Raw genomic sequence first — 20908 nt, 5'->3', positions numbered from 1 at the left:
AGCCGGATTTGTCGACCTATTCGCTGATCTCCTATCCGCCGCTGGTGCTGCGGCGGCGACGTCGTTTGGAGCAGGAACGATTCCGGGCACTCGGAATGGACTCGGCAACCGGCAGATATCGGCACAACGAGGCGGAGACGGCCATCCTCATCGAAAAGACCCTGGGCGTACGGCTGACCCGCGCCCCACGCTGGTCGCGAGCCGACTGGTTCGACGAGCACAACGTCTCGTACGACGCCGTCGGCCCCTTCGCCGCCGGCCGTTTCGACCAGCAGTGGCGGCGCTTCTCCCAGCAGATCGTGCTGCACCTGCGCAAGGCCGAGGTGGTGCCGGTCGACGTCTCGCTCTTCACGTACGACCAGGTGGCGATCGTCGAGCACTTCATCGCCGACCGCGGCCTGGCCCCCCGAGTCTTCACCCTGGGGCACTCATGGCTGCGCTGATCATGGTCCGCGACGACCGCGACTGGCAGTCCTCGAACGGCCTCTTCGACTGGACGCTGGAATACCTGATCCCGCGCCTGTCGGATTACAAGACCGCGTCCCTGCTCCGCGAGATCATCGACGAGAACCTGGGCAACCTGTGGATCCCCGACCTGCCGGTGGAGGCCCAGGAGGAGGTCTACGCCGTGCTGCGGTCCGGCCTGGTCTCCGCCGCGGCGCACGAGCTGCCGCCGGCCGCCGTGGACCAGCTACGTGAGCTGGTCGCCCTGACCTATTAGCTTCTCCACGCCGGCGGGCGGGCGGCCCGATCAGGCCGCGGGCGGCCCGCTCAGGCCGCGGCCGCCTCCGTCAGCAACGCGCCGAACTCGTCGGCCGGCAGCGGGCGCGCGAAATAGAAACCCTGCGCCGACGAGTAGCCGAGCGAGAGCAGCCGCGCGGCCTGGTCCGGCGTCTCCACGCCCTCGGCGATCGTCGCCAGCCCGAGCGAGTCGGCCATCCGCTGCACGGTCGCCGCGATCGGCGCGCGGCCGTCCGCCTCCTGCGTGAACGAGCTGTCCAGCTTCAGCTCGTCCACGGTGTCGTGCAACATCGCGAGCGTCGAGTGCCCCGTACCGAAATCATCGAGCGACACGCGTACGCCCAAAGCTCGCAGCTCCGCCAGCGTGCCCACCTCGTCCTCGCCGTCCACCGGCAACGTCTCGGTGATCTCGAGGGTGATCCGGTGCGGGTCGACGCCGAACTCCGTCAGCAGGTCACCGACCTGCGCCGCGAAGCCGGGCTCGCGCAGGTCGCGCGCCGAGACGTTGATGTTGAGCACCGAGAGCGACTCCCAGCGGGCCAGCTGGCTCACCGCGGTCCGCAGCACCCACCGGCTCAGCGGCACGATCAGGCCGGTGCGCTCGGCCAGCGGGATGAAGGCCGGCGGCGCCATCGTGCCGTGCACCGGGTGGGCCCAGCGGACCAGCGCCTCGGCGCCCAGCACCCGGCGGTCGGGCAGCGCCACGATCGGCTGGTAGACCAGGTAGAGCTGATCTTCGTCGATCGCCTCGCGCAACTCGGCGCCGAGGCCGGCCGGATCCGCGCCGGCGTGCGTCATGAGGGGCGTGAAGTGCAGCGACGCCGTGCCCGCGATGGCCTTGGCCGCGTACATGGCGATGTCGGCCTGGCGCAGCAGCACGCTCGCGTCGTCGCCGGAATGCCCGTCGGCGATGCCGATGCTGGCCCGGATCGGCAGCTCGTGACCGTCGGCCAGGACCGGCGCCCGGAGCGCCTCGATCATGCGCTGGGCCGCCAGGTCGGCGACGGCCGGGTCGGCGCCGTCGAGCACCACCACGAACTCGTCGCCGCCGAGCCGGGCGACCGTGTCTTCGACCCGGATGCAGGCGTTGAGGCGCTGGGCGACGGCGATCAGCAACAGGTCGCCGATCTCGTGGCCGAGGGTGTCGTTGACCTCCTTGAAGTCGTCCAGGTCGATCAGGGCGACCGCGACCGGCCGCTCGCCGGGCATGGTCAGCGCCCTCTGCAGCCGCTCGTGGAACAGCGTGCGGTTGGGCAGCTGGGTGAGAGCGTCGTGGGTCGCGCCGTGGTCGAGGCGGCGCAGCAGACGGCCGTTGTCCAGGAACGCGGTGAGCTGGCGGAGGACGACCAGGGCGGTCAGGGCCACGGAGCTGATCACGATGACCTGCCGGTCGTCGGCGTCCCGGGGCAGCGCCACGGCGAGCAGCAGCCCGTCTACGGCGGCCACCGCCACGTACGGGAGAACGCTGAAGCTGCGTTGCCGCGGAGTGCGCACCCCACGACGCGGGGCGACGGCGGCCCGGCGCTGGCGGTCGGCGGCCCAAGCGCCGAAGAAGTAGATCAACGGGAGGTCGACCATGTCCGGGAACAGGTGTGGGTCGATCGACTCGACGAACGGCCGGAACGTGGGCGCGATCGCGCCGACCACCACGGCCAGGCCGATCAGGCGGAGCGAGCTGCGGTCGATGAACACCGACGGCCGGGTCATCGTCACCTTGGCCACGGCGAAGGCGGCCAGCAGCGCCATCACGGTGAGCGCGAGCGACATGTAGAGCCGCCGCGGGTCGTCGGCGCCCAGGGCCTTGCGGGTGGAGAAGTGCCAGGCGAAGAGCGCGCACGCGAGCATGACCGTGCCCGCGTCGAGCACGACCCGGACCAGCTCACCCCGAGTCTGGCTGCCGAACGGCAACCGCAGCATGGCGTACATGATCACCGAGATCGCCCCGGCGCAGAAGATCATCTGGCCGACGCTGAAATGCGGGCCGGCCGGATCGGCAGCGGTGACGATGTCGTACGCCTGGCTCAAGCTCCCACAGCCGACCAGAACCGCGACCAGGCCGATGTGCCGCCACAGCCGGCGGGTCGCGGCGGGCAGATGGCTCGACCGGGCGGTACGGAAGCCGGCCGCGGCCAGCAGGGTGGCGCCGACCGGACCGGGCAGCCACAGCAGCGCCCACGGCAGCACCGGATGGACGAGGTTGATCAGGAATAGGACCATCGAGACCAACGCCGTCAAGGCGGAGGCGCGCAACAGGCGGCTGGACGCCCAAAACCGTGACCAGAGCACGCCGTTGCATCGGCGGTGTGAACGCCGAGGTGAGAAGAGGCCAGGAATTGCCCTGTGACGAAGACCCCGGACAGCTTCCGTTCGCCGGGCGTTCACCCGCACAAAGAACGTTTGCTCGATGTTCGTCCGTTTGAGCGTCGTGGTGCCGGTGTACCGCGTGGAGGCGTACCTGGTCGAGTGCCTCGACTCGATCCGCGCGGGCCTGACGGCCGGGGAGCACGCGCGGCTCGAGATCATCGCGGTCGACGACGCGTCGCCCGACCGGTGCGGCGAGATCCTCGACGACTACGCGAGCGACCATCCGGGCGTACGCGTGCAGCACCTTCCGGAGAATGTCGGTCTCGGCCTGGCTCGCAACGCCGGGTTGGCCGAGGCGACCGGCGACTACGTCTGGTTCGTCGACAGCGACGACCGGCTGCCGGCGGGCTCGGTGCGTGCGGTCCTGGCGGCGCTCGACGCCGATCGCCCCGATGTGCTGCTGGTCGACCACCTGCGGGTGCGCGAGGACGGCCGGGCCAAGACCGACCCCAGCTCGCACCTGCTGGCCGGCGAGCCGACGCTGGAGCGGATGCTCGGCGTGCAGCACACGGCCTGGAACCGGATCGTCCGGCGGGAGTTCCTGCTCGCCAACGACCTGCGGTTCGGTCCCGGGTGGTACGAGGACGTCTCGTTCAGCCATCCGGTGCTGCTGGCCGCCGATCGGATCGCCGCGCTCGACCGGGTCTGCTACCACTACCGGATCGGCCGGCCGGGTGCGATCACGGCCACCCGCAGCCACCGTCACTTCGAGGCCTTCACCCAATACGACCTGGTGCAGGAGTGGATGGCCGCGCACGAGGTGCGGCCCGAGATCAGGAGCCGGCTCTTCACCCTGATGATCAGCCACCTGCTGGTCGTGGCCGGCAACGACAACCGGATGCACCCCGGGCACCGGCGCGACTTCTTCCGGCAGCTGACCGCGCTGTACCGGCGCCACCGGCCGGACGGTCATCGCCCGAGCGGCCTCAAACACCGGTTGGTGGCGGCCGGCGCCTACCGTGCGTACGCCCTGCTCCGCGCCGGTTACCGGTTGGCCGGGCGGCGGCGGACCCCCTCGTCGGCCCCGGAGGTCGCCTCCCTGTCACCGACGTCACGAGCCGCGTCCATACTCTGAGGCGCGCTCCGGCGCCGGCCGAGAGCCGACCTGGTTACCGTTGGCCTCGGTAACCGTCTGGACCGAGAGAGGGAGATAATGGCACAGTTCGGACCCGACAAGCGGCCGTACATCGTCGCGGAGATGTCCGGGAACCACAACGGCTCCCTCGACCGGGCGCTGGCGCTGGTCGACGCCGCGGCGGACGCCGGCGCCGACGCGATCAAGATCCAGACGTACACCGCGGACACGATGACGGTGGACGTCAAGCACGAGCGGTTCCAGATCTCCAAGGGCCACGACCTGTGGGGCGGCGACTACCTCTACCAGCTGTACGAGCGCGCGCACACGCCGTGGGAGTGGCACCAGCCGATCTTCGACCGGGCCCGCGAGCGCGGCATCACCCCGTTCTCCAGCCCGTTCGACCGGACCGCGGTCGAGCTGCTGGAGAAGCTGGACGCCCCGATGTACAAGATCGCCTCCTCGGAGATCACCGATCTGCCGCTGATCCGCCTCTGCGCGAGCACCGGCAAGCCCGTGATCATCTCGACCGGCATGGCGTCGGTGAAGGAGATCGCGGCCGCGGTCGAGGCCGCCCAGGGCGCCGGCGCGACCGACGTCACGGTGCTGAGCTGCACGGCGTCGTACCCGGCGCCGCCGGAGGAGACCAACCTGCGCCGCATCCCGGTGCTGGCCCAGATGCTCGGCCTGCCGATCGGCCTCAGCGACCACACGCTGGGCATCGGGGTGCCGGTCGCGGCGGTGGCGTTCGGCGCCTGCCTGATCGAGAAGCACGTGACGCTGGACCGGGCCGACGGCGGCGTCGACTCGGCGTTCTCGCTCAACCCGGCCGAGCTGAAGCTGCTGCGCGAGGAGTCGGAGCGGGCCTGGCAGGCGCTCGGCACCACGCACATCGGCCCGACCGAGCACGAGAAGGAGGGCCTGCGCTTCCGGCGCTCCCTCTACGTCGTCGCCGACGTCAAGGCCGGCGACAAGGTCACGCCGGAGAACGTGCGCTCGATCCGGCCGACCGGCGGGCTCGAGCCCGACATGATCGGCCTGGTCCAGGGCCGGACGTTCACCGCCGACGCGGCCAAGGGCACGCCGCTGACCTGGGACATCATCTGAGGTTTCGCGAGGGAAGGGGCTCCGGCTTCCGCCGAGAGCCCCTTTTCGATGGTCAGCGGCGTCCGCGCAGCCTTCGATACACCAGCCGCGCCGCTCCGACCAGCTTGCCGACCGGTGTCGTGCGGTAGAACGAGATCTCCCGGTCCATCCGGCTGAGCGAGTTGTCCCGGGACTGGATGATCGTCTCGGTCCACTCCATCATCGCGAGCAGGTGGCCGGCCTGGTAGCGCTGCCGCCAGAGCGCCTCCTCCAGCTCGCGGAAGCCGGCGATGTCGACCATGGCCGTGCCCGGCTGCACCGCGAGCAGGGCCAGCAGGCGGTCGTGCTGCTCCGCCGGCGTGAGACCGTGCTCGGCCGCCTCCAGCGCCACCTGCAGCTCGGCCGCCGCCCGGATCTGCTCCTCGGTGGCGCCCCGGCCGACCATGCCGAGCATCGTGTTCGCCAGATCCACGGCGCTGGACGTGATCGCCCACGGGTGCGGCTGGGCCGAGGTGATCAGCTGAACGCCGAACTCCCAAAAGGCGCGAACCACGGCGATCTCGTACGCCACCGGCTCGATCGGCTCCCAGCGGGCGGGCAACAGCGTCGGCCCGTCCGGGGTGACGAAGACGTCGGCCGGCCCGGCCACCGCGACCGGGCCCTCGAGCCGCCCGTCGACGGCCTGGGCGCGCAGCCACGCGTCGAACTGCGCCAGCTCGATCCGCAGCCCGCGCAGGTCATGGGTGGCGCACAGGTGAAGCAGTCGCTCCTCGAGCACGTACCCGGTGTCGGCCGAGGTCGCCACCGGATCGGCGATGCGGCGCAGTCCGGCCCGCTCGACCGGCCCGTCCAGCGGCTGAAGCACGGTGGTGCGGATCTCCCCGTCGGCCGCGGTCACCTCATAGGTGAAGGCGCCGTGTGCGTCACCCACGACCAGGTCGTGCCGCTCCACCGGCCGCCGGCCGCCGGCCGCCGGCACCGCCGCGGTCGCGGATTCGCCACCCGAACCGGCCGCCGCGATCGGGGATCCGCCCGAACCGGCCGCCGCCGCGACCGCGGACTCGCCCCCCGAAGCGGGCGCCGCCGTGATCGGGTTCTCCGCGGCCGCGCCCGGCGCGCGGGCGATCACCAGCCAGGACGGCGCCACCGCGTCCTCGGCGCCGGCGTTCAGGGCGCGCCGCATGAGCCGGCGCGGGTCGCTGAGCACCGGGCGTCCGCGATACGCGAAGGTGAGCGCCCGGGAGAGCACGGTGCCGAGCCGGGGCCGCAGCGGCGAGTCGATGTTGCCGAGCAGGTCCGGCCCGATCAGCACGGTCGGCGCGGCCGGCTCCGGGAACGCCGCGTAAGCCACGTCGACCACCAGGCCGGCGCCGGCGAGCCGGTCGGCGAGCTGCTCGCGGGAGGCCGGGCGTTGGGCGTCGTGGTCGTCCAGCGGGTACCACGCCGCGTCGTCCGCCTCGCGCGCGCCGGCCTCGAGCCGCACGGTGTGGTGCAGGCCGAGGTGGTTGTCGTGCATGAGCAGCAGGACGCCCTCGGGCCGGACCGCCTCGACCAGCCGGTCGAGCAACTCGGCGGTGGACAGCTGCTCGCCCTCGGCCGAGTTCAGCCGCTCGATGCCGTCCACGGCCACGACCAGGTCGAACTTGTCGGCGATGTCGAACTTGACGACGCTCCCGGCGATCACGGTCACGGCCGGGTGGTCGACGGCCGCCCGCTCGGCGTCGCCGAGCGAGCGCAGCAGCCAGGTGACCGACGCGCCGGCGTCGACCAGCGCGGCGACCAGCTCGTCGCCGGTCGGGCCGGCGACCAGAACGGCTTGCCCGGGGGCGGCGAGCGTGCCGAGGAGGTGGCGGAGCACCGCGCCACGCGGCCGCGGCGGGGTACGCCGCGGGTCGCTGTCGGACCAGTTGAACATCTCGCCGCCGATGCGCCGCAGGTTGGGCACCGGCGAGGCGGCGAGGGCGGCGGCGTAGTCCGTGCCCTGCGCGGGGATCAGGGCAGCGGAGTCGGACATGCTTCTACCTCTCGTCAGAGCACGCGGTGTGCCCCTCGGGTCGACGCGGGACCGTATCACCCAAGCGTAAAGGAGGGGTGGATCCCACGGACCCGCAGCGGCTCCCGTCTATTGCCCGATTTGTCCAGCAAGCGACACCGGTGAGTGCGGCCACACTACTCCTGCCCCACCTCGCGGTTGTTGCCACCCGGAACAACATTCCGCCACCCGAGTCGCCTACAGTGGACGTTCACAACGCGAAAATCTTTCGGAAGGCGCCGAGGTCGAGCCCCTGCCCCGGGCTCCCCGGACAGGCCGGGGCGGACGCCGCCACGTCCCCCCGGCCGCGCGCAGCCGACCCGGCGCGGGGTATGCCCCCATCTCGCGCCGGGCCGGCGTGCGGGCAGCCACGCCTGCACAGCTCCGCGCGGCAAGGGCGTCCTCGCGGTGCAGGCCTCCTCGCCGACCCGCTCGCCGCGGCGGAGGCCAGGCATGCGACGGCAGCAGCACCCGGCCGCGGAGCCGGATACTCTACGATCGTTTCATGAAACAAGAATCAGCGGCGCGCATGACCATCCGCGATGTGGCGGCCAGTACCGGGCTCTCGATCGCGACCGTCTCGCGCGTGCTGAACGGCCGGGACAATGTCGCGGCCGGCACCCGTGAGCGTGTGCTGGCGGCGATGGCGGACCTTGGCCGCAACGCGCCCCGGCGCCGGGCGGGCTCGGCGGCGCCGAGGGCGGACAACGGTGTCTACGTGCGCTGCCCGTACGTGCTGAGCGACTACTTCGGGTTGATCGTTTCCGCGGTCATCGAGGCGCTGCACGCCCGCGGCATGCACGCCGTCGTCGATGCGGGCGAGTCGGCGTGGCGGCACACCGACGTCCTGCCGACGCTGGTGGGCTGGCCGCAGGTGCGCGGCGCCATCCTGGTCCTGCCGTCGGAGACGGAAAGCGAGCTGACCCGGCTGCGCGACCTCGGATTTCCGTTCGTGATCGTGGACCCGCAGGCGGCGCCTCCGGCGAACATCGCGGCCGTGTCGGCCGCGAACTTCGCGGGGGCGCGGCGCCTGGGTGCGCACCTGGTCGAGCTGGGGCACCGGCGCGTCGGCGTGCTCGGCGGCCGGCCCGAGTGGCGGGTGAGCGGCGACCGGCTCGCCGGCTACACGGCGCCGCTGATGGGCGCGGGGGTGTTCCCTTCCGAGGAGCTGCTGCGCTCGACCGACGACCCGACCGTGGAGGAGGGTTACCGGCTCGCCGGTGAGCTGCTGGACCTGCCGCAGCCGCCGACCGCGCTGGTGGCCTTCAACGACAAGATGGCGGTGGGCGCGCTGCGGGCCGCGGCGGCGCGTGGGCTGCGCGTGCCGGCCGACCTGTCGGTGGCCGGCTTCGACGACATCGAGCTCAGCCGCGTCACCGACCCGGCGCTGACCACGGTTCGCCAGCCGTTGAACGAGATGGGCCGGATGGCGGTCAGCCTGCTCGAGCGGATGCTCAACGGCGGCGAGATCGACGCGCTGCACGTCGAGCTGGCCACCGAGCTGGTCGTACGCGACTCGACCGGGCCCGCTCGCTGACGCGTGTTACATAGCCATATTCACGGTTCGGCTGCGAAAATTGCACCACAACATTGACGTGGTGTGCGCGACAGTGTTTCCTTCTCGTTAACGCCATCGTGCGAGCCGGGCAGCTCGCCGAGGCGATGCACCGACCCATCGAGGACTGTCGCGACCCGCCGAGCGAGCGCGATCGGGGTCAGCACGCCGGCCGACGACGTCGGCCGGTCGACCATTCCGACCCGGGAGTCCGCAGATGCCGTCGGCCGTACCCCCATCCCCGCGACGCGCGAGCCGCGGCGGGAACCCTCGCTGAGTCCCGGTCGCCCCGAACCCACGGGTGCGCGCCGCTTCCTCGGCGGCGTGCACCGAGGCGTCGCCTGTGCTCAGTGGCCGGTGCCTCCGGAAAGGCCGGCGTTGCCCGGCGCCGGCCTTTCCGCGTGCCCGCTCTGTCCCCCGCTATCCCCAACAGCACAGAAGGGACATCTCGCATGTCACCAGCGTCTCCCCGTCGCCGGATCCGGCGTTCGCGGGTCCTCGCCGCCGGTGTCACGACCGTGGTCCTCGCCGGCGTCGGCGTCGCCACCGTGACCAACGCGTTCGCGGCCACCACCGGCAGCATCGTCAGCTCGGCCACCGGCAAGTGCCTGGACGTGACCGGCGGCTCCACCGCCGACGGAACCCTCCCGCAGATGTGGTCCTGCGCGAGTGGCCCCAACCAGACCTGGACCGTCGCCGACAACGGCTCGCTCCAGGCGCTCGGCAAATGCCTCGACGTGGTCGCGAACGGGACGGCCAACGGCACCGCGGTGCACATGTGGACGTGCTACGACTCGGTCGCCTCGCAGAAGTGGCAGCTGACCGCGGCGCACGATCTGGTGAACACGGCATCGGGCCGGTGCCTGGACGTCAAGGACAACAGCACGGCCGATGGCGCGAAGTTGCAGTTGTGGGACTGTGCCGGTACCGCGAACCAGAAGTGGAACCTGTCCGGCGGATCCACCACGCCGACTACGCCGACCACTGTTCCAACAAATCCTACAAATCCGGATTTGGGGCCGAACGTTACGGTGTTCGATCCGTCGATGTCGGCGTCGACGATTCAGAGCAAGTTGACCAGCGTCTTCAATTCGCAGGTCAGTAACCAGTTCGGTAACGCGCGGTATGCGCTGTTGTTCAAGCCGGGTTCGTACAACGTGGACGCGAACGTCGGTTTCTTCACGCAGGTGGCCGGGCTTGGTCTCAGCCCGGATCAGGTGACTATCAACGGGCATGTGCATGTCGAGGCGGACTGGTGGCCGGACGGGTCGCAGAACGCGACGCAGAACTTCTGGCGTTCGGCCGAGGGGCTCAACGTCGTACCGGCGGATGGTCTTGATCGTTGGGCGGTGTCGCAGGCCGCGCCGTACCGGCGGATGCACGTTCGCGGGAATTTGGCGCTCTCCGACGGCGGCTGGTCCTCGGGTGGTTTCATCGCCGACTCCAAGATCGACGGGCAGATCCAGTCGGGTACGCAGCAGCAGTGGATCACGCGGGACTCGCAGATCGGCAGCTGGACCGGCTCGAACTGGAACCAGGTGTTCGTGGGTGTGCAGGGCGCACCGGCCAACAGTTTCCCGAGCCCGCCGTACACGACGGTCGGCTCGGCGCCCACGGTCGCCGAGAAGCCGTACCTGTACGTCGACTCCACCGGCGCGTACCAGGTCTTCGTCCCGGCGGTGCGCAACAACGCCAGCGGCACCAGCTGGGCCGGCGGCAACCCGGCCGGCACGTCGCTGCCGATCAGCAGCTTCTACGTGGTCAAGTCCGGCGACACCGCCGCGACCATCAACGCGGCGCTGGCGGCGGGCAAGAACCTGCTCGTCACGCCGGGCGTCTACCACCTGAACCAGACACTGAACGTCACCCGGGCGAACACCGTGATCCTCGGCCTGGGCCTGGCCACCTTCGTACCCGACGGCGGCGTCGACGCCATCCACATCGCCGACGTCGACGGCGTCCGGCTCGCCGGTCTGCTGCTCGACGCCGGCACCACCAACTCGAACACGCTGCTGCAGGTCGGCCCGGCCGGCTCGAGCGCCTCACACGCGGCCAACCCGACCGTGCTGTCCGACGTGTTCGTGCGCATCGGCGGCGCGATCGCGGGCAAGGCCACCGTCAGCGTCGAGATCAACAGCAACAACGTGATCGGCGACCACGCCTGGATCTGGCGGGCCGACCACGGCAACGGCGGCACCGTCGGCTGGACCACCAACACCGCCCGCAACGGCCTGATCGTCAACGGCCAGAACGTCACGACATCGACCTGCACATCCTCGACACCGTCAAGCTGATCCAGAAGTACAACCCGCGGGCGACGTTCTTCGCCTCCGCGTGGAGCGCACCGGCCTGGATGAAGACGAACAACCAGTTCACCGGCCAGGTCGCGCTCAAGCCGGGCAGCACCACCGAGTACTACCAGGCCGGCAAGCTGCGCGACGACGCGATCGACGTGTTCGCCAGGTACTACGCCAAGTACGTCGACGCGTACCGTCGTCAGGGCGTCTATGTCGACGCGATCACGCTGCTCAACGAGCCCGGCATGGACGTCGTCTACCCGGCGATGGACATCAGCGTCGAGCAGCAGCAGAAGCTGGCCGTGGCGATCAAGAAGACGTTCCGCGCCGCGGGCCTGCGAACTCAGCTGTACGTGCACGACTTCAACTTCTGGGACTGGAAGGACCCGAACTCCACGGCGACCAAGAACTACTACCGGATCATGAACGATCCGGCGGCGGCCGCGGCGGCCGATTCGATCGCGTTCCACCCCTACTGGGGCGACCCCACGGTCATGCGCGACACCTACGAGCGGTACGGCAAACCGGTGCAGCTGACCGAGACCAGCGACCTGTCACCGGCCACGGTGCTCGGGTACTTCCGGCTCGACGCGTCGTCGTACATCCTCTGGGCGCAGACCACCGACCAGGACGGCGGCACGCTGCACTGGACCGACAAGCGCGACAACAACGTCGACTGGGACCAGGTTGCCGCCACGACCAAGTGGCCCGACCGCCTCGTCAAGGTCAACACCAACACCAAGACGTTCTCGGTACGCGACGAGCTCTACCCGCTCGGCCAGTTCGCCAAGTACCTCACGCCCGCGGACGTCCGCGTCGAGTCCAGCGCTCCCGCGGCCGGGATCGCCAACGTCGTCTACCGCAACGGCGACACGTTCACGGCCATCCTGGCGAACAGCAACGCCACCGCGTCCTCGGTACGCGTGCTGCTCGGCGGCGAGTCGTTCGTCGCAACGGTTCCGGCCGGGGCGTACGCCACCTATCGATGGCAGGCGCGGGTCCCGCGCCGGGACCATGCACCCGTGCTGGCCGCCGTGCCCGCGGTGACCGCCGATCAGTACGTCACCAGCACCTTCGCGCTGCACGCCACGGACCGCGACCACGACCGGCTCGCCTACTACGCCACCGATCTGCCCGCCGGCGTCACGCTCGACGGCCGCACCGGCGTCGTGACTGTGCACCCGACCACGGCCGGCGAGCAGACCCTGACCTTCTACGCGACCGACGGCGCCTCGCGCGCCGCCACGACCGTGCACCTGACCGTGGCACCGCACGGCGCCCCGGTCGGCGAGAAGGTCGAGGCCGAGTCCTATGTGGCCCAGCACGGCTGGACCGAGGGCGTGAACTTCATCGAGTCCAACGCGGCGGCCAGCGGCGGCAAGAACGTCGGCTGGACCGCGGCCGGGAACTGGCTGCAGTACCGCCTGGACGTCGCCACCGCCGGCAGCTACGACCTGGAGCTGCGGGTCGCCAACGGAACCGGCGCAGTGGCCGCCGGCGCCGTCTCGCTGCGGGACGCGGCCGGCACCAAGCTGGCCACGGCGGATGTGCCGGACACCGGCGGCTGGGGCACCTACCAGTCCGTCCACGTGCCGGTGACGCTCGCGGCCGGCGACCAGCTGGTCACCGTCTACTGCGAGACCGGCGGCTTCAACCTCGACTACCTGCGGCTGGGCAACTGACCCGCACCAACGGGAATCGCCGTGCCCCGTCCCCGAGCCGGGGACGGGGCACGGCTCGTCCGGGTCACGAGGCGCGGACCAGCTCCTTGTCTTCCGGAGCCGGGTCGCTCGCCGACGCCGGCGCCGGGGCCGGCGGCTCGTGGGCGATCGCCGGGAGCCAGCCGAGCCAGCGCGGCAGCCACCAGTTCTTCTCGCCGAGCAGGGCCATCACCGCCGGCAGCAGCACCGCCCGGATGATCGTGGCGTCGAGCAGGATCGCCGCGGCCAGGCCGACACCGAGCTCCTTGGTCGAGGCCAGCGGCAAGGTGGCGAAGAGAGCGAAGACCGCGACCATCACCACGGCGGCGCTGGTGATCACGCCGGCGGTCTTGCCGATGCCCTCGCGGACCGCCTGCCGGGTGGGCAGGCCACGGTCGTAGCCCTCGCGGATCCGGCTCAGGACGAAGACGTGGTAGTCCATCGACAGCCCGAACAGGATGATGAACAGGAACAGCGGCATCCAGTTGATGATCCCGCTGGCCGCCTGGAACTGGAGCTGCTTCTCGAAGTGGCCGTACTGGAAGACCCAGACCATCATCCCGTACGCCGCGGCCACCGACAGCGAGTTGAGAACGACCCCGGTGATCGCCACCACGACCGACCGGAACGAGACCAGCAGGAGCACGAAGGCCAGGCCGAGCACGAAGCCGAACACCCACGGCAGGCTCGCGTCGAGCTGGGCGTTGAAGTCCGCGTCTCCCGCCTTCTCCCCCGTGACCAGTGCGGTCGCCCCGGTGAGGTGCCCGAAGGTGGCCGGCACGACCTCCTGGCGGAGGGTGCCGAGCGCGCGGTCGCCGACCAGGCCGACCGAGACCACCGCGACCGTGCCGGCCGGGTTGATCTCCACCTCGACCGGGCCGGTGAGGTGCCCGCCGCTCTTCTGCACCGCGGTCTTGAACGCCGTCAGCTGCCGGTCGAACGCCGCGCCCTTGACCGTCGGGGCCTTCACGACGACCTCGGCGGGCGAGGTCTTGCTCGGGAAGGCCTCGTCGACCGTCTTGTACGCCTGCACGATCGCCGCGCCCGGCGGCAGGTCCTCGAGGCCCTCGGCCTTGGTGCGCAGGTCGAGCACCGGCGAGGCGATCACGGCCAGCGCACCGACCGCGACGATCGCCGAGATCAGCGGCTTGGCCAGCACCACGCCCAGGAACGCGTTCCACGCCCGGCCGTCGCCACCCTTGCGGTACAGCCCCGGGATCTTGATCGCGTCGACCTTGTTGCCGAGAGCCGACAGCATGGCCGGAAGCACCGTGAGCGAGCCGAGCACGGTCACCATCACGACCAGGATGGTGCCGACCGCGAAGCTGGTGAAGGTCGCGTCCTGGGTGAAGAACATGCCGGCCATCGCCACGATCACGGTGAGGCCGGACACCCAGATCGAGCGGCCCGAGGTCTGCGCCGCGATCACCAGCGCCCGGTGCGCGTCGGCGCCGGCCCGCCGCTCGTCGCGCTCGCGCCGGATGTAGAAGAGGCAGTAGTCGACCCCCACCGCCAGGCCGACCAGCAGCATCACGTGCATCGTCGTGTCGACCGTGGGCGCCAGCCGGCTCGCCGCCGCCAGCAGCCCGATCGCCGCGACCACCGCGGTGATCGCCAGCGCGACCGGCAGCAGCGCCGACACCACCGCGCCGAAGGCGACCAGCAGGATGCCGAGAGTGACCGGGATCGACAGCATCCCGAGCCGGTTCAGCCCCTTGTCGAGGTCGTCGCCGATGAGCTTGTCGCCGCTCGCGTCGCCGCCCTCGGCGATGTAGAGGCCGGGATGCGCGGCCTGCGTGGCGGCGACGGCGTCGAGGGCCGGGCCCACCCGGTCCTTGGCCGTCTCGGGGTCGCCGGCGACGCTGAAGGTGATCAGCGACGATCGCTTGTCCGGCGACTCGATCGGCGGCTGCACGCCGGTCACGTCGCGGGTCGCCTCGAGCCGCTTGGTCACGTCGGCGATCGCGGCGGCCCGGTCGGTCGACGCCCGGTTCTGCACGATGACCATCTCGCCGGCCGGCTTCACCGGGAAACCGGCCTGCTCGACGATCTGGTCGGCCCGCTTGGAGTCGCCGTGGCCCTGGTCGGCGCCGGTGGCCTCGGTGGTGCCCAGCCGTCCGCTGAGGACGGTCACACCGATCACGAAGGCGATCCAGCCGAGGATCGCGAGCGTCCGGTGCCGGGCGCTCCACATCGCGGCCCGCGCCGCGATTCCCTTTACGTTCTCCCGGTTTCTCATGGCGATGACGCTATGGAGACCGGCAATCGAGTTCGATGGAGCTGGCAACCGTCTTTGGGGTAGTGCTAGCCCTACCCCCGGCGCCGCCGGTTCTCCTTCTTGAGCGAGATCGGGATCACCGAGATCGTCCGGCCGTCCGCCTCGCGCGACTCGGGCTCGCCCTCGACGAACCGGAAGCGGCGGTTCATCTGCCGCACGACCATGTTCTCCTCGAGCACCTCGCCGGTGAGCTCCTCCAGCCCGAGCACGTCGAAAGCGTGGTCGGCGGCCTCCCGCATCACCTCGAGCCAGGCCGGCAGCGTCTCGCCGCGCTCGGCCAGCCCGGCGGCGTCGAGGAAGAATCCCCACGATCCGGTCCGGCCGGGCCCGGCCGGGGCCAGGTCGAAGAAGTTGACCACGCCCGACGGCACGCCCTCGCGCTCGTAGATCAGCACCTGCCGCGACGGGTCGCTCCGGGTCTTCGACCACCACGCCGCGTGCTCGTCCGGCGTGATCTCGTGGCTGTTGATGCTGACCTCCCGGTTGGGCGGCTGGTTCCGCCAGGCCCGCATCGCATCGAGGTCGTCGTCGGTCGCCGGTCGCAGCATGTGATCGCTCACCCTTTCCGTCCTGTTCGCCTGCACGCTACAGATCTCCTGGGTACGCCGGTTCGGGCCCGGGTATGCTTCGGCACCATGAATTCGCTGAGTCGTTCCCAGGTTCGCGACCTCATGGCGCAGGTCATGAAAAACCAGGGCAAAGTGCTCCCGGACGACGACAGCGCAGACCTCCGTGAGATCGGTTTCCGGTCGCTCGACTTCTCCGAGCTGGCCCTGCGGGTCGAGGACGAGACCGGCGACGAGCTGAACTTCGACGCGCCCGGCCTGCGGCAGATCGCCACGGTCGGTGACGTGCTCGACTTCCTCGTGCAGCTGCAGTCGGAATGAGCGAGCTGAACGGCGACGGCAACCGGGTCGTCGCGAGCGGTCGACAGCTGACCTGGCGCGACCTTCCCGCCGCCGACCTGCCGTCACCCGCCGCCGTCCTGGCCGCCACCGGGCTCGACGCGCTGGTCGCCGCCCGGCAGCACGCCGTGCACGGGACGGAGCTGGTGCTCAGCACCCCGTCCCGGGTCGACTCCGAGCTGCGCGACGAGCTCGCCGACGCCGGCTTCACGGTCGTCCGGCTCGACGACGGTGACGTCACGGTGGTGGAGAAGGGGCGGCAGCGGCCCGCCGAGCCGGAGCGTCTGTGGCTGCTCACCTCGGGCTCGACCGGCCGGCCCAAGCGGGTGGGGCACACCCTCGAGTCGCTGACCACCGTCCGTGGCGCCCAGGAGCCGCGCACCTGGCTGTGTCCGTACTCTCCGGGCACGTACGCGTGGTGGCAGGTGGTCACCCTCTCGCTCACCCAGCCCGGGCAGGACCTGGTGGTGATCGAGCCGAGCGAGCTCGACAGCTGGGCCGAGATCGCGAGCGAGCACGGGGTCACGGCGGCGTCCGGCACACCGACGTTCTGGCGGCAGGCGATCTACCGGGACGGCGAGGCCCTCGCCCGCGTGCCGCTGCGGCAGGTCACGCTCGGCGGCGAGCCGGTCGACCAGGCCATCCTCGACCAGCTGCGGGAGATCTTCCCGGCCGCCCGCATCTCCTGGATCTACGCGTCCTCCGAGCTCGGCGCCTCGATCGTGGTGCACGACGGCCGGGCCGGCTTCCCGCAGGAGTGGCTCGACCGGTCGGCGCCCGACCGGCCGTCGATCTCGGTCGACGGCGACGAGCTGGTGATCCGGTCGCCCTACCACGGCGCCGGACTGACCGGAGCGGTCCGCACCGGCGACCGCGTCGAGATCATCGACGGCCGGGTGCACATCGTCGGCCGGCTCAACAGCGACGAGATCAATGTGGGCGGTTCGAAGATCTCGGCCGGGCTCGTCCGGCACGTGCTCACCGCCCATCCGCAGGTGGCGTGGGCCCGGGTGACGTCCCGCAAGGCACCGATCGTGGGCCGGATGGTCGCGGCCGAGGTGGTGCTGGCGCCGTCGGCCGACCGCGCGGAGGTCGACGAGGCCGCCCTCGTACAGTGGTGCCGGGACCGGTTGCCCGACTACGGCGTGCCGCGCCGCATCCGCTTCCTGGACGAAATCCCGGTCAAGGAGACCCTGAAAAGCGATGTCTGACGCTGCTGTGATCCCGCCCTCCTCCGTCGTGCTCGTCTCCGGCGGTTCGCGCGGACTGGGGCTGGCCATCGTCTCGAGCCTGCTGGCCGAGGGCCTGAAGGTCGCGGCCTTCGCCCGCACGGTGACGCCGGAGCTGCGCGACCTGGCCGTCAAATACGAGGGCCGGCTGCACATCGGCTCGGTCGACATCACCGACCTCAAGGCCTGCACCGCGTTCGTCAAGGAGGCCGAGGAGCGCCTCGGCCCGATCGACGGCCTGGTCAACAACGCCGCCATCGGGCAGGACTCGCTGCACGTGCACACCTCGGTCGACCAGATCGAGAAGATCATCAACACCAACCTGACCGCGCCGCTCGTCCTGACCCGGCTCGTCCTGCGGCGCATGCTGGCCAAGGGGCTGAAGGGCCGGCTGGTCAACGTCACGTCGATCTGCGCCCAGCGCGGCTACTCCGGCCTGGTCGCCTACTCGGCCACCAAGGGCGGGCTGGACTCGGCCACCCGCACCATCGCCCGCGAGCTCAACGGCCGGGTCCTGGCCAACTCGGTGGCGCCGGGCTTCTTCGCCTCGGAGATGTCGGCCGTGCTCGGCCAGACCCAGCTCGACCAGATCACCCGGCGGACCCCGACCGGCCACCTGACCGAGCCCGAGGACGTGGTGCCGGTGATCCGCATGCTGCTGTGCGAGAACACCAACATCAACGGCCAGGTGCTCGAGATCGACGGCGGTGCCTCGATCTGACCGCGCCGGCGTCCGGGAGCTGCTGGACCGGGCCGAGGAGCACCTCCGGATCGACGGCGACGGCGGCGGAGACGGCGTTTCGCTGACCCGGGCGTACACCGCCGACTCCCGCACGGTCGGCTGGTACGGCCCGGCGCCGGCCGGCCATCGCCTCGCCATCGACGCCGAGCAGAGCGACGCCACCGTGCCGCCCGCGCTGGCCGCCCGCTACGGACCGGCGAACTTCTGGGCCCGGTGGACCCGCGCCGAGAGCCTGTGCAAGGCGTACGACTTGCCGATCCTGCTCTGGCTGCGCCGGTACGGCCTGGAGGTCCCGCACGATCGCCCCGCCCGGTGGCGGACGCTGACCATCGACGACCTCACCGTGTCGGTGGCTTGCGTGCCGCTCGATCGGTAGCGATCAGTAGATCTCGAGGTGCACGGTGCCCGCTCGGGGCTGCAACCGGATCCGCCGGTCGCCGACCTCGAGCTCGATCGGCAGGCGGTCGTAGAGGAAGACGTCGGGCTGCACCGCGTACGCCGACTCGCCGTTGGCCGGCTCGGCGAACAGCGTCCAGTCGACGAGGCCGGCCATCGGGTCGAGCGACGAGCGCACGATCATGTCGGGCGACGGCAGCAGCTCGGCGAGGGCGATGCCGGCCGACCACCGGCCGTCGGTGCTCTCCAGCCGGCACTCCGCGTCGACGTAGTCGTTGGAGTTGGCGAAGAAGCGGCGCCAGACGAAGCGGGTGCCGCCGTGCTCCAGCATCGGCCCGCCCACGGTCAGCCGGTGACCGTCGGCGCCGGCCGTGACCTCGAGCGATTCGGCCATCGGGCGGACCGGGCCCTCGTGCAGGTTGACGTAGTTGGCCGGCGAGCGGGTCACGGTGAGCAGCCGGCCCTCGTGCACCGCCTGCACCGACCGGGACAGTCCGGTGGCCAGCAGCCAGTCCTGGTCGCCGTCGCCGACCCGGGGCACCCGGACCGTACGCTGCGTGAACGGGTCGTCGGGGTTGGCGGCGTCGACGATCGCCTCGAACGGCAACCGGACGGTGAAGGTCGCGCCGTCGTCGTCGCGCTGGATCCGCATCGGCACCACGGCGTCGCCCGACGACCGGCTCAGCCGGAACTGGGTTCCGGTGACGGCCCCGGGCAGCCGGCCGGCGAGAACGAACGCGCCGTCCTCGACCCGGGCCGACGTCAGCTCGTACGGCCGAAGCATCTGCATCAGCATCAACTGACCGCTGCTGGCGCGCGTCGGCTGGATCCAGACGCCGTCGGTGACCCAGGCGCCGGCCGGGAACTGCGGGTTGCCCGGACGCAGGTTGCGCAGCTTCGCACTCCGGCGCATCAGCCCGCGCCGGATCTCGACCTCGAAGTGGGACAGGGCCTCGTCGCGCGGGAAACCGGCGAGCAGGGTGCGGGACACGCGCGCCTCGAAGCCGACCTCGGCCGACCGGCCGTGCAGGTCGAGCGCCTCGAACCGGCGGACCGGCAGCGGGAACCTCTTGCCGTCACGGACGAGCCAGATCCGCAGCGCCGATTTCTGATCGTTGGCCAGGTGAAGGATCTCCGCCGTACCGCGAAGGATCAGGTCCTGGTCGTCCCAGCCGACCGAGGTCACCGAGTTGTGCAGCTCGATCTCCGGCCTGGGCAGCTGGTAGACCTTGCGCGACACCGGCCGGGGGTGGTCCTCCAGGCCGGGGTACTGGTTCTCGAACCGCCAGGGCAGCACCGGGTGCCGCCGGGCGATCGCGCCGCCGCGCAGCCCACCGTCGGCCCGGAAGCGTGCCAGGCGGATCAGCAGGTCGACGTCGCCGGTCTGCAGGGCGCGGTACTCGAGCCGCTGATACGGCCCGGCCTTGCGCAGCAGGTGCCCGTCGAGCCGGCCGGCCAGCCGCTGGCCGAGCCGCACCAGCTTGTCCTGCTCGTGCTCGGGCACCGAGCCGAACGCCAGCACGAGCGACGTGAGGTCGATCTCGGCGAGCACGCCGTGCACCTGGTTGCGCAGCTCCGGCGCTTCCTTGTCGATCAGATCCAGCACCATCTCGGCCGAGACCACCCGGTCGTAGAGGTTCGAGTACTCGAACCTCAGCTGGGTGATCGACTCGCCCGACTCGCGCTCCCGCCAGTAGTAGACGGGCGCGGACAGGCAGTCGACGGTGATCGCCTCGATGTGCGCCTTCAGCGTGACCGGGTAGTCCTCGTAGCGGATGGCCGGGAACTCGTAGCCGAAACGGTCCCAGAACGACCGCCGGTAGACCTTGTTCCACACCATGCGGTCGAGCGCCAGGGGCTTGAACTCGAAGACGTGGGTGGCGGGCCGGTCGGTCGCGAACGGAATGCGGTGGGACCACGACGGGCGTACGCCATTGGTGTTGTTGAAACGCCGTGCGTTGCCGGCCGCGAACGAGGATCCCGTGTCGTCGAGCGACCGAATCATGATCTCGTACGCGTGGCGGGCGACCAGGTCGTCACTGTCGACGAACGTCAGGTACTCGCCCTGCGCGTGCCGGACGCCGGTGTTGCGGGCCGGGCCGAGCCCCTGGTTCTCCTGCGTCACCACGCGGAAGCGGCCGTCCCGGTCGCAGAAGGATTTCGCCACCACGGCGCTGCCGTCGCGGGAACCGTCGTCGACCAGGATCACCTCGAAGTCGCCGTACGTCTGGCGGACCAGCGAGTCGAGGCAGTCGCCGATGTAGTCCTCGACGTTGTAGAAGGGGACGACCACACTGAGCCGGGGTTTCACGCCGTCACCTCACCGATGCGAGGGGCGGGGAGGCGGGAGCCGGGCGAGAGCGGAGTCGGCACGATACCCAGTTTCGACGAGGGTCACGACAATCGAGACGTTATCAACGCCAAATGACCTTCGCCGTAACGGGTACCCTGACGGGGTGTGCGCCCCGCCACACTGCACGTCGCCACCAGTGCACGTTCGGCGGCAAC

At 70.8% G+C, this 20908-nt stretch carries 16 protein-coding genes; 11 read left to right on the top strand and 5 right to left on the bottom strand.

Going from position 1 to position 20908, the window contains the following annotated elements:
* Positions 1 to 8: 8 nt before the first annotated feature.
* Together ACQP2F_RS02295 and ACQP2F_RS02290 are read left to right on the top strand one after the other, a co-directional pair.
* Entirely contained in the window at positions 9 to 443 is a 435-nt protein-coding gene (locus ACQP2F_RS02295) for a hypothetical protein (RefSeq protein ID WP_433300156.1), read from the top strand.
* Positions 431 to 721: a hypothetical protein gene (locus ACQP2F_RS02290; protein WP_433300154.1), complete on the top strand. Its 291-nt coding sequence runs from the start codon at positions 431 to 433 to the stop codon at positions 719 to 721. Before ACQP2F_RS02295 ends, ACQP2F_RS02290 begins: the two co-directional genes overlap by 13 nt.
* 50 nt (positions 722 to 771) lie before the next feature.
* Here the strand turns inward: ACQP2F_RS02290 and ACQP2F_RS02285 are convergent, their stop codons facing one another.
* Positions 772 to 2958: a putative bifunctional diguanylate cyclase/phosphodiesterase gene (locus ACQP2F_RS02285; protein ID WP_433300152.1), complete on the bottom strand. Its 2187-nt coding sequence runs from the start codon at positions 2956 to 2958 to the stop codon at positions 772 to 774.
* Between the two features lie 187 nt (positions 2959 to 3145).
* On the opposite strand from ACQP2F_RS02285, the gene ACQP2F_RS02280 reads away from it, so the two are divergent.
* Together ACQP2F_RS02280 and pseI are read left to right on the top strand one after the other, a co-directional pair.
* Entirely contained in the window at positions 3146 to 4180 is a 1035-nt protein-coding gene (locus ACQP2F_RS02280) for a glycosyltransferase family 2 protein (protein ID WP_433300150.1), read from the top strand.
* Positions 4181 to 4258: 78 nt separating this feature from the next.
* Positions 4259 to 5287, top strand: coding sequence for a pseudaminic acid synthase (gene pseI, locus ACQP2F_RS02275; protein WP_433300148.1), 1029 nt, complete (start codon positions 4259 to 4261; stop codon positions 5285 to 5287).
* 52 nt (positions 5288 to 5339) lie between these two features.
* Here the strand turns inward: pseI and ACQP2F_RS02270 are convergent, their stop codons facing one another.
* Positions 5340 to 7280 (bottom strand): hypothetical protein, encoded by a 1941-nt coding sequence (locus ACQP2F_RS02270; RefSeq protein ID WP_433300147.1) that lies wholly within the window; start codon positions 7278 to 7280, stop codon positions 5340 to 5342.
* Between the two features lie 523 nt (positions 7281 to 7803).
* On the opposite strand from ACQP2F_RS02270, the gene ACQP2F_RS02265 reads away from it, so the two are divergent.
* The 3 genes from ACQP2F_RS02265 (at position 7804) to ACQP2F_RS02255 (ending at position 12832) form a co-directional block, all read left to right on the top strand.
* A complete protein-coding gene (locus tag ACQP2F_RS02265) occupies positions 7804 to 8835 on the top strand; it encodes a LacI family DNA-binding transcriptional regulator (protein WP_433300145.1) in 1032 nt (343 codons plus the stop codon).
* Positions 8836 to 9305: 470 nt separating this feature from the next.
* Positions 9306 to 11147, top strand: coding sequence for a ricin-type beta-trefoil lectin domain protein (locus ACQP2F_RS02260; RefSeq protein WP_433300143.1), 1842 nt, complete (start codon positions 9306 to 9308; stop codon positions 11145 to 11147).
* Positions 11057 to 12832 (top strand): carbohydrate-binding protein, encoded by a 1776-nt coding sequence (locus ACQP2F_RS02255; RefSeq protein WP_433307318.1) that lies wholly within the window; start codon positions 11057 to 11059, stop codon positions 12830 to 12832. Before ACQP2F_RS02260 ends, ACQP2F_RS02255 begins: the two co-directional genes overlap by 91 nt.
* Before the next feature lie 64 nt (positions 12833 to 12896).
* Here the strand turns inward: ACQP2F_RS02255 and ACQP2F_RS02250 are convergent, their stop codons facing one another.
* Both ACQP2F_RS02250 and ACQP2F_RS02245 read right to left on the bottom strand, forming a co-directional pair.
* Complete coding sequence (locus tag ACQP2F_RS02250; RefSeq protein ID WP_433300141.1) at positions 12897 to 15089, bottom strand: MMPL family transporter; 2193 nt, start codon at positions 15087 to 15089, stop codon at positions 12897 to 12899.
* Between the two features lie 71 nt (positions 15090 to 15160).
* Positions 15161 to 15688 (bottom strand): GNAT family N-acetyltransferase, encoded by a 528-nt coding sequence (locus tag ACQP2F_RS02245; protein WP_433300140.1) that lies wholly within the window; start codon positions 15686 to 15688, stop codon positions 15161 to 15163.
* A 75-nt stretch (positions 15689 to 15763) separates the two neighbouring features.
* Here ACQP2F_RS02245 and ACQP2F_RS02240 point away from each other — a divergent pair, with 75 nt between their 5' ends.
* Genes ACQP2F_RS02240 through ACQP2F_RS02225 form a run of 4 tightly spaced genes read left to right on the top strand, consistent with a single transcriptional unit; the run spans position 15764 to position 18380 of the window.
* Positions 15764 to 16015, top strand: coding sequence for a phosphopantetheine-binding protein (locus ACQP2F_RS02240; protein WP_433300138.1), 252 nt, complete (start codon positions 15764 to 15766; stop codon positions 16013 to 16015).
* Positions 16012 to 17244, top strand: coding sequence for an AMP-binding protein (locus tag ACQP2F_RS02235; protein WP_433300136.1), 1233 nt, complete (start codon positions 16012 to 16014; stop codon positions 17242 to 17244). The genes ACQP2F_RS02240 and ACQP2F_RS02235 overlap by 4 nt, the downstream gene beginning before the upstream one ends.
* A complete protein-coding gene (locus ACQP2F_RS02230) occupies positions 17237 to 17983 on the top strand; it encodes an SDR family NAD(P)-dependent oxidoreductase (RefSeq protein WP_433300134.1) in 747 nt (248 codons plus the stop codon). The genes ACQP2F_RS02235 and ACQP2F_RS02230 overlap by 8 nt, the downstream gene beginning before the upstream one ends.
* Entirely contained in the window at positions 17970 to 18380 is a 411-nt protein-coding gene (locus ACQP2F_RS02225; protein ID WP_433300132.1) for a hypothetical protein, read from the top strand. The genes ACQP2F_RS02230 and ACQP2F_RS02225 overlap by 14 nt, the downstream gene beginning before the upstream one ends.
* A 3-nt stretch (positions 18381 to 18383) precedes the next feature.
* On the opposite strand, the gene ACQP2F_RS02220 is transcribed toward ACQP2F_RS02225, so the two are convergent.
* Positions 18384 to 20711 (bottom strand): glycosyltransferase family 2 protein, encoded by a 2328-nt coding sequence (locus tag ACQP2F_RS02220; protein ID WP_433300130.1) that lies wholly within the window; start codon positions 20709 to 20711, stop codon positions 18384 to 18386.
* Positions 20712 to 20908: the final 197 nt, after the last annotated feature.

Origin of the sequence: Actinoplanes sp. CA-030573 (assembly GCF_050951115.1) — a bacterium.
Lineage (GTDB): Bacteria > Actinomycetota > Actinomycetes > Mycobacteriales > Micromonosporaceae > Actinoplanes.
This window is presented reverse-complemented; position numbering and strand designations above follow the sequence as displayed.

What these genes read in the sequence shown, in the direction of transcription:
- ACQP2F_RS02290 (WP_433300154.1), top strand. Translation starts at nt 431, where the DNA reads ATGGCTGCGCTGATCATGGTCCGCGACGACCGCGACTGGCAGTCCTCG.
- ACQP2F_RS02285 (WP_433300152.1), bottom strand. Translation starts at nt 2,958, where the DNA reads ATGGTCCTATTCCTGATCAACCTCGTCCATCCGGTGCTGCCGTGGGCG.
- ACQP2F_RS02280 (WP_433300150.1), top strand. Translation starts at nt 3,146, where the DNA reads ATGTTCGTCCGTTTGAGCGTCGTGGTGCCGGTGTACCGCGTGGAGGCG.
- pseI (WP_433300148.1), top strand. Translation starts at nt 4,259, where the DNA reads ATGGCACAGTTCGGACCCGACAAGCGGCCGTACATCGTCGCGGAGATG.
- ACQP2F_RS02270 (WP_433300147.1), bottom strand. Translation starts at nt 7,280, where the DNA reads ATGTCCGACTCCGCTGCCCTGATCCCCGCGCAGGGCACGGACTACGCC.
- ACQP2F_RS02265 (WP_433300145.1), top strand. Translation starts at nt 7,804, where the DNA reads ATGAAACAAGAATCAGCGGCGCGCATGACCATCCGCGATGTGGCGGCC.
- ACQP2F_RS02260 (WP_433300143.1), top strand. Translation starts at nt 9,306, where the DNA reads ATGTCACCAGCGTCTCCCCGTCGCCGGATCCGGCGTTCGCGGGTCCTC.
- ACQP2F_RS02250 (WP_433300141.1), bottom strand. Translation starts at nt 15,089, where the DNA reads ATGAGAAACCGGGAGAACGTAAAGGGAATCGCGGCGCGGGCCGCGATG.
- ACQP2F_RS02240 (WP_433300138.1), top strand. Translation starts at nt 15,764, where the DNA reads ATGAATTCGCTGAGTCGTTCCCAGGTTCGCGACCTCATGGCGCAGGTC.
- ACQP2F_RS02235 (WP_433300136.1), top strand. Translation starts at nt 16,012, where the DNA reads ATGAGCGAGCTGAACGGCGACGGCAACCGGGTCGTCGCGAGCGGTCGA.
- ACQP2F_RS02230 (WP_433300134.1), top strand. Translation starts at nt 17,237, where the DNA reads ATGTCTGACGCTGCTGTGATCCCGCCCTCCTCCGTCGTGCTCGTCTCC.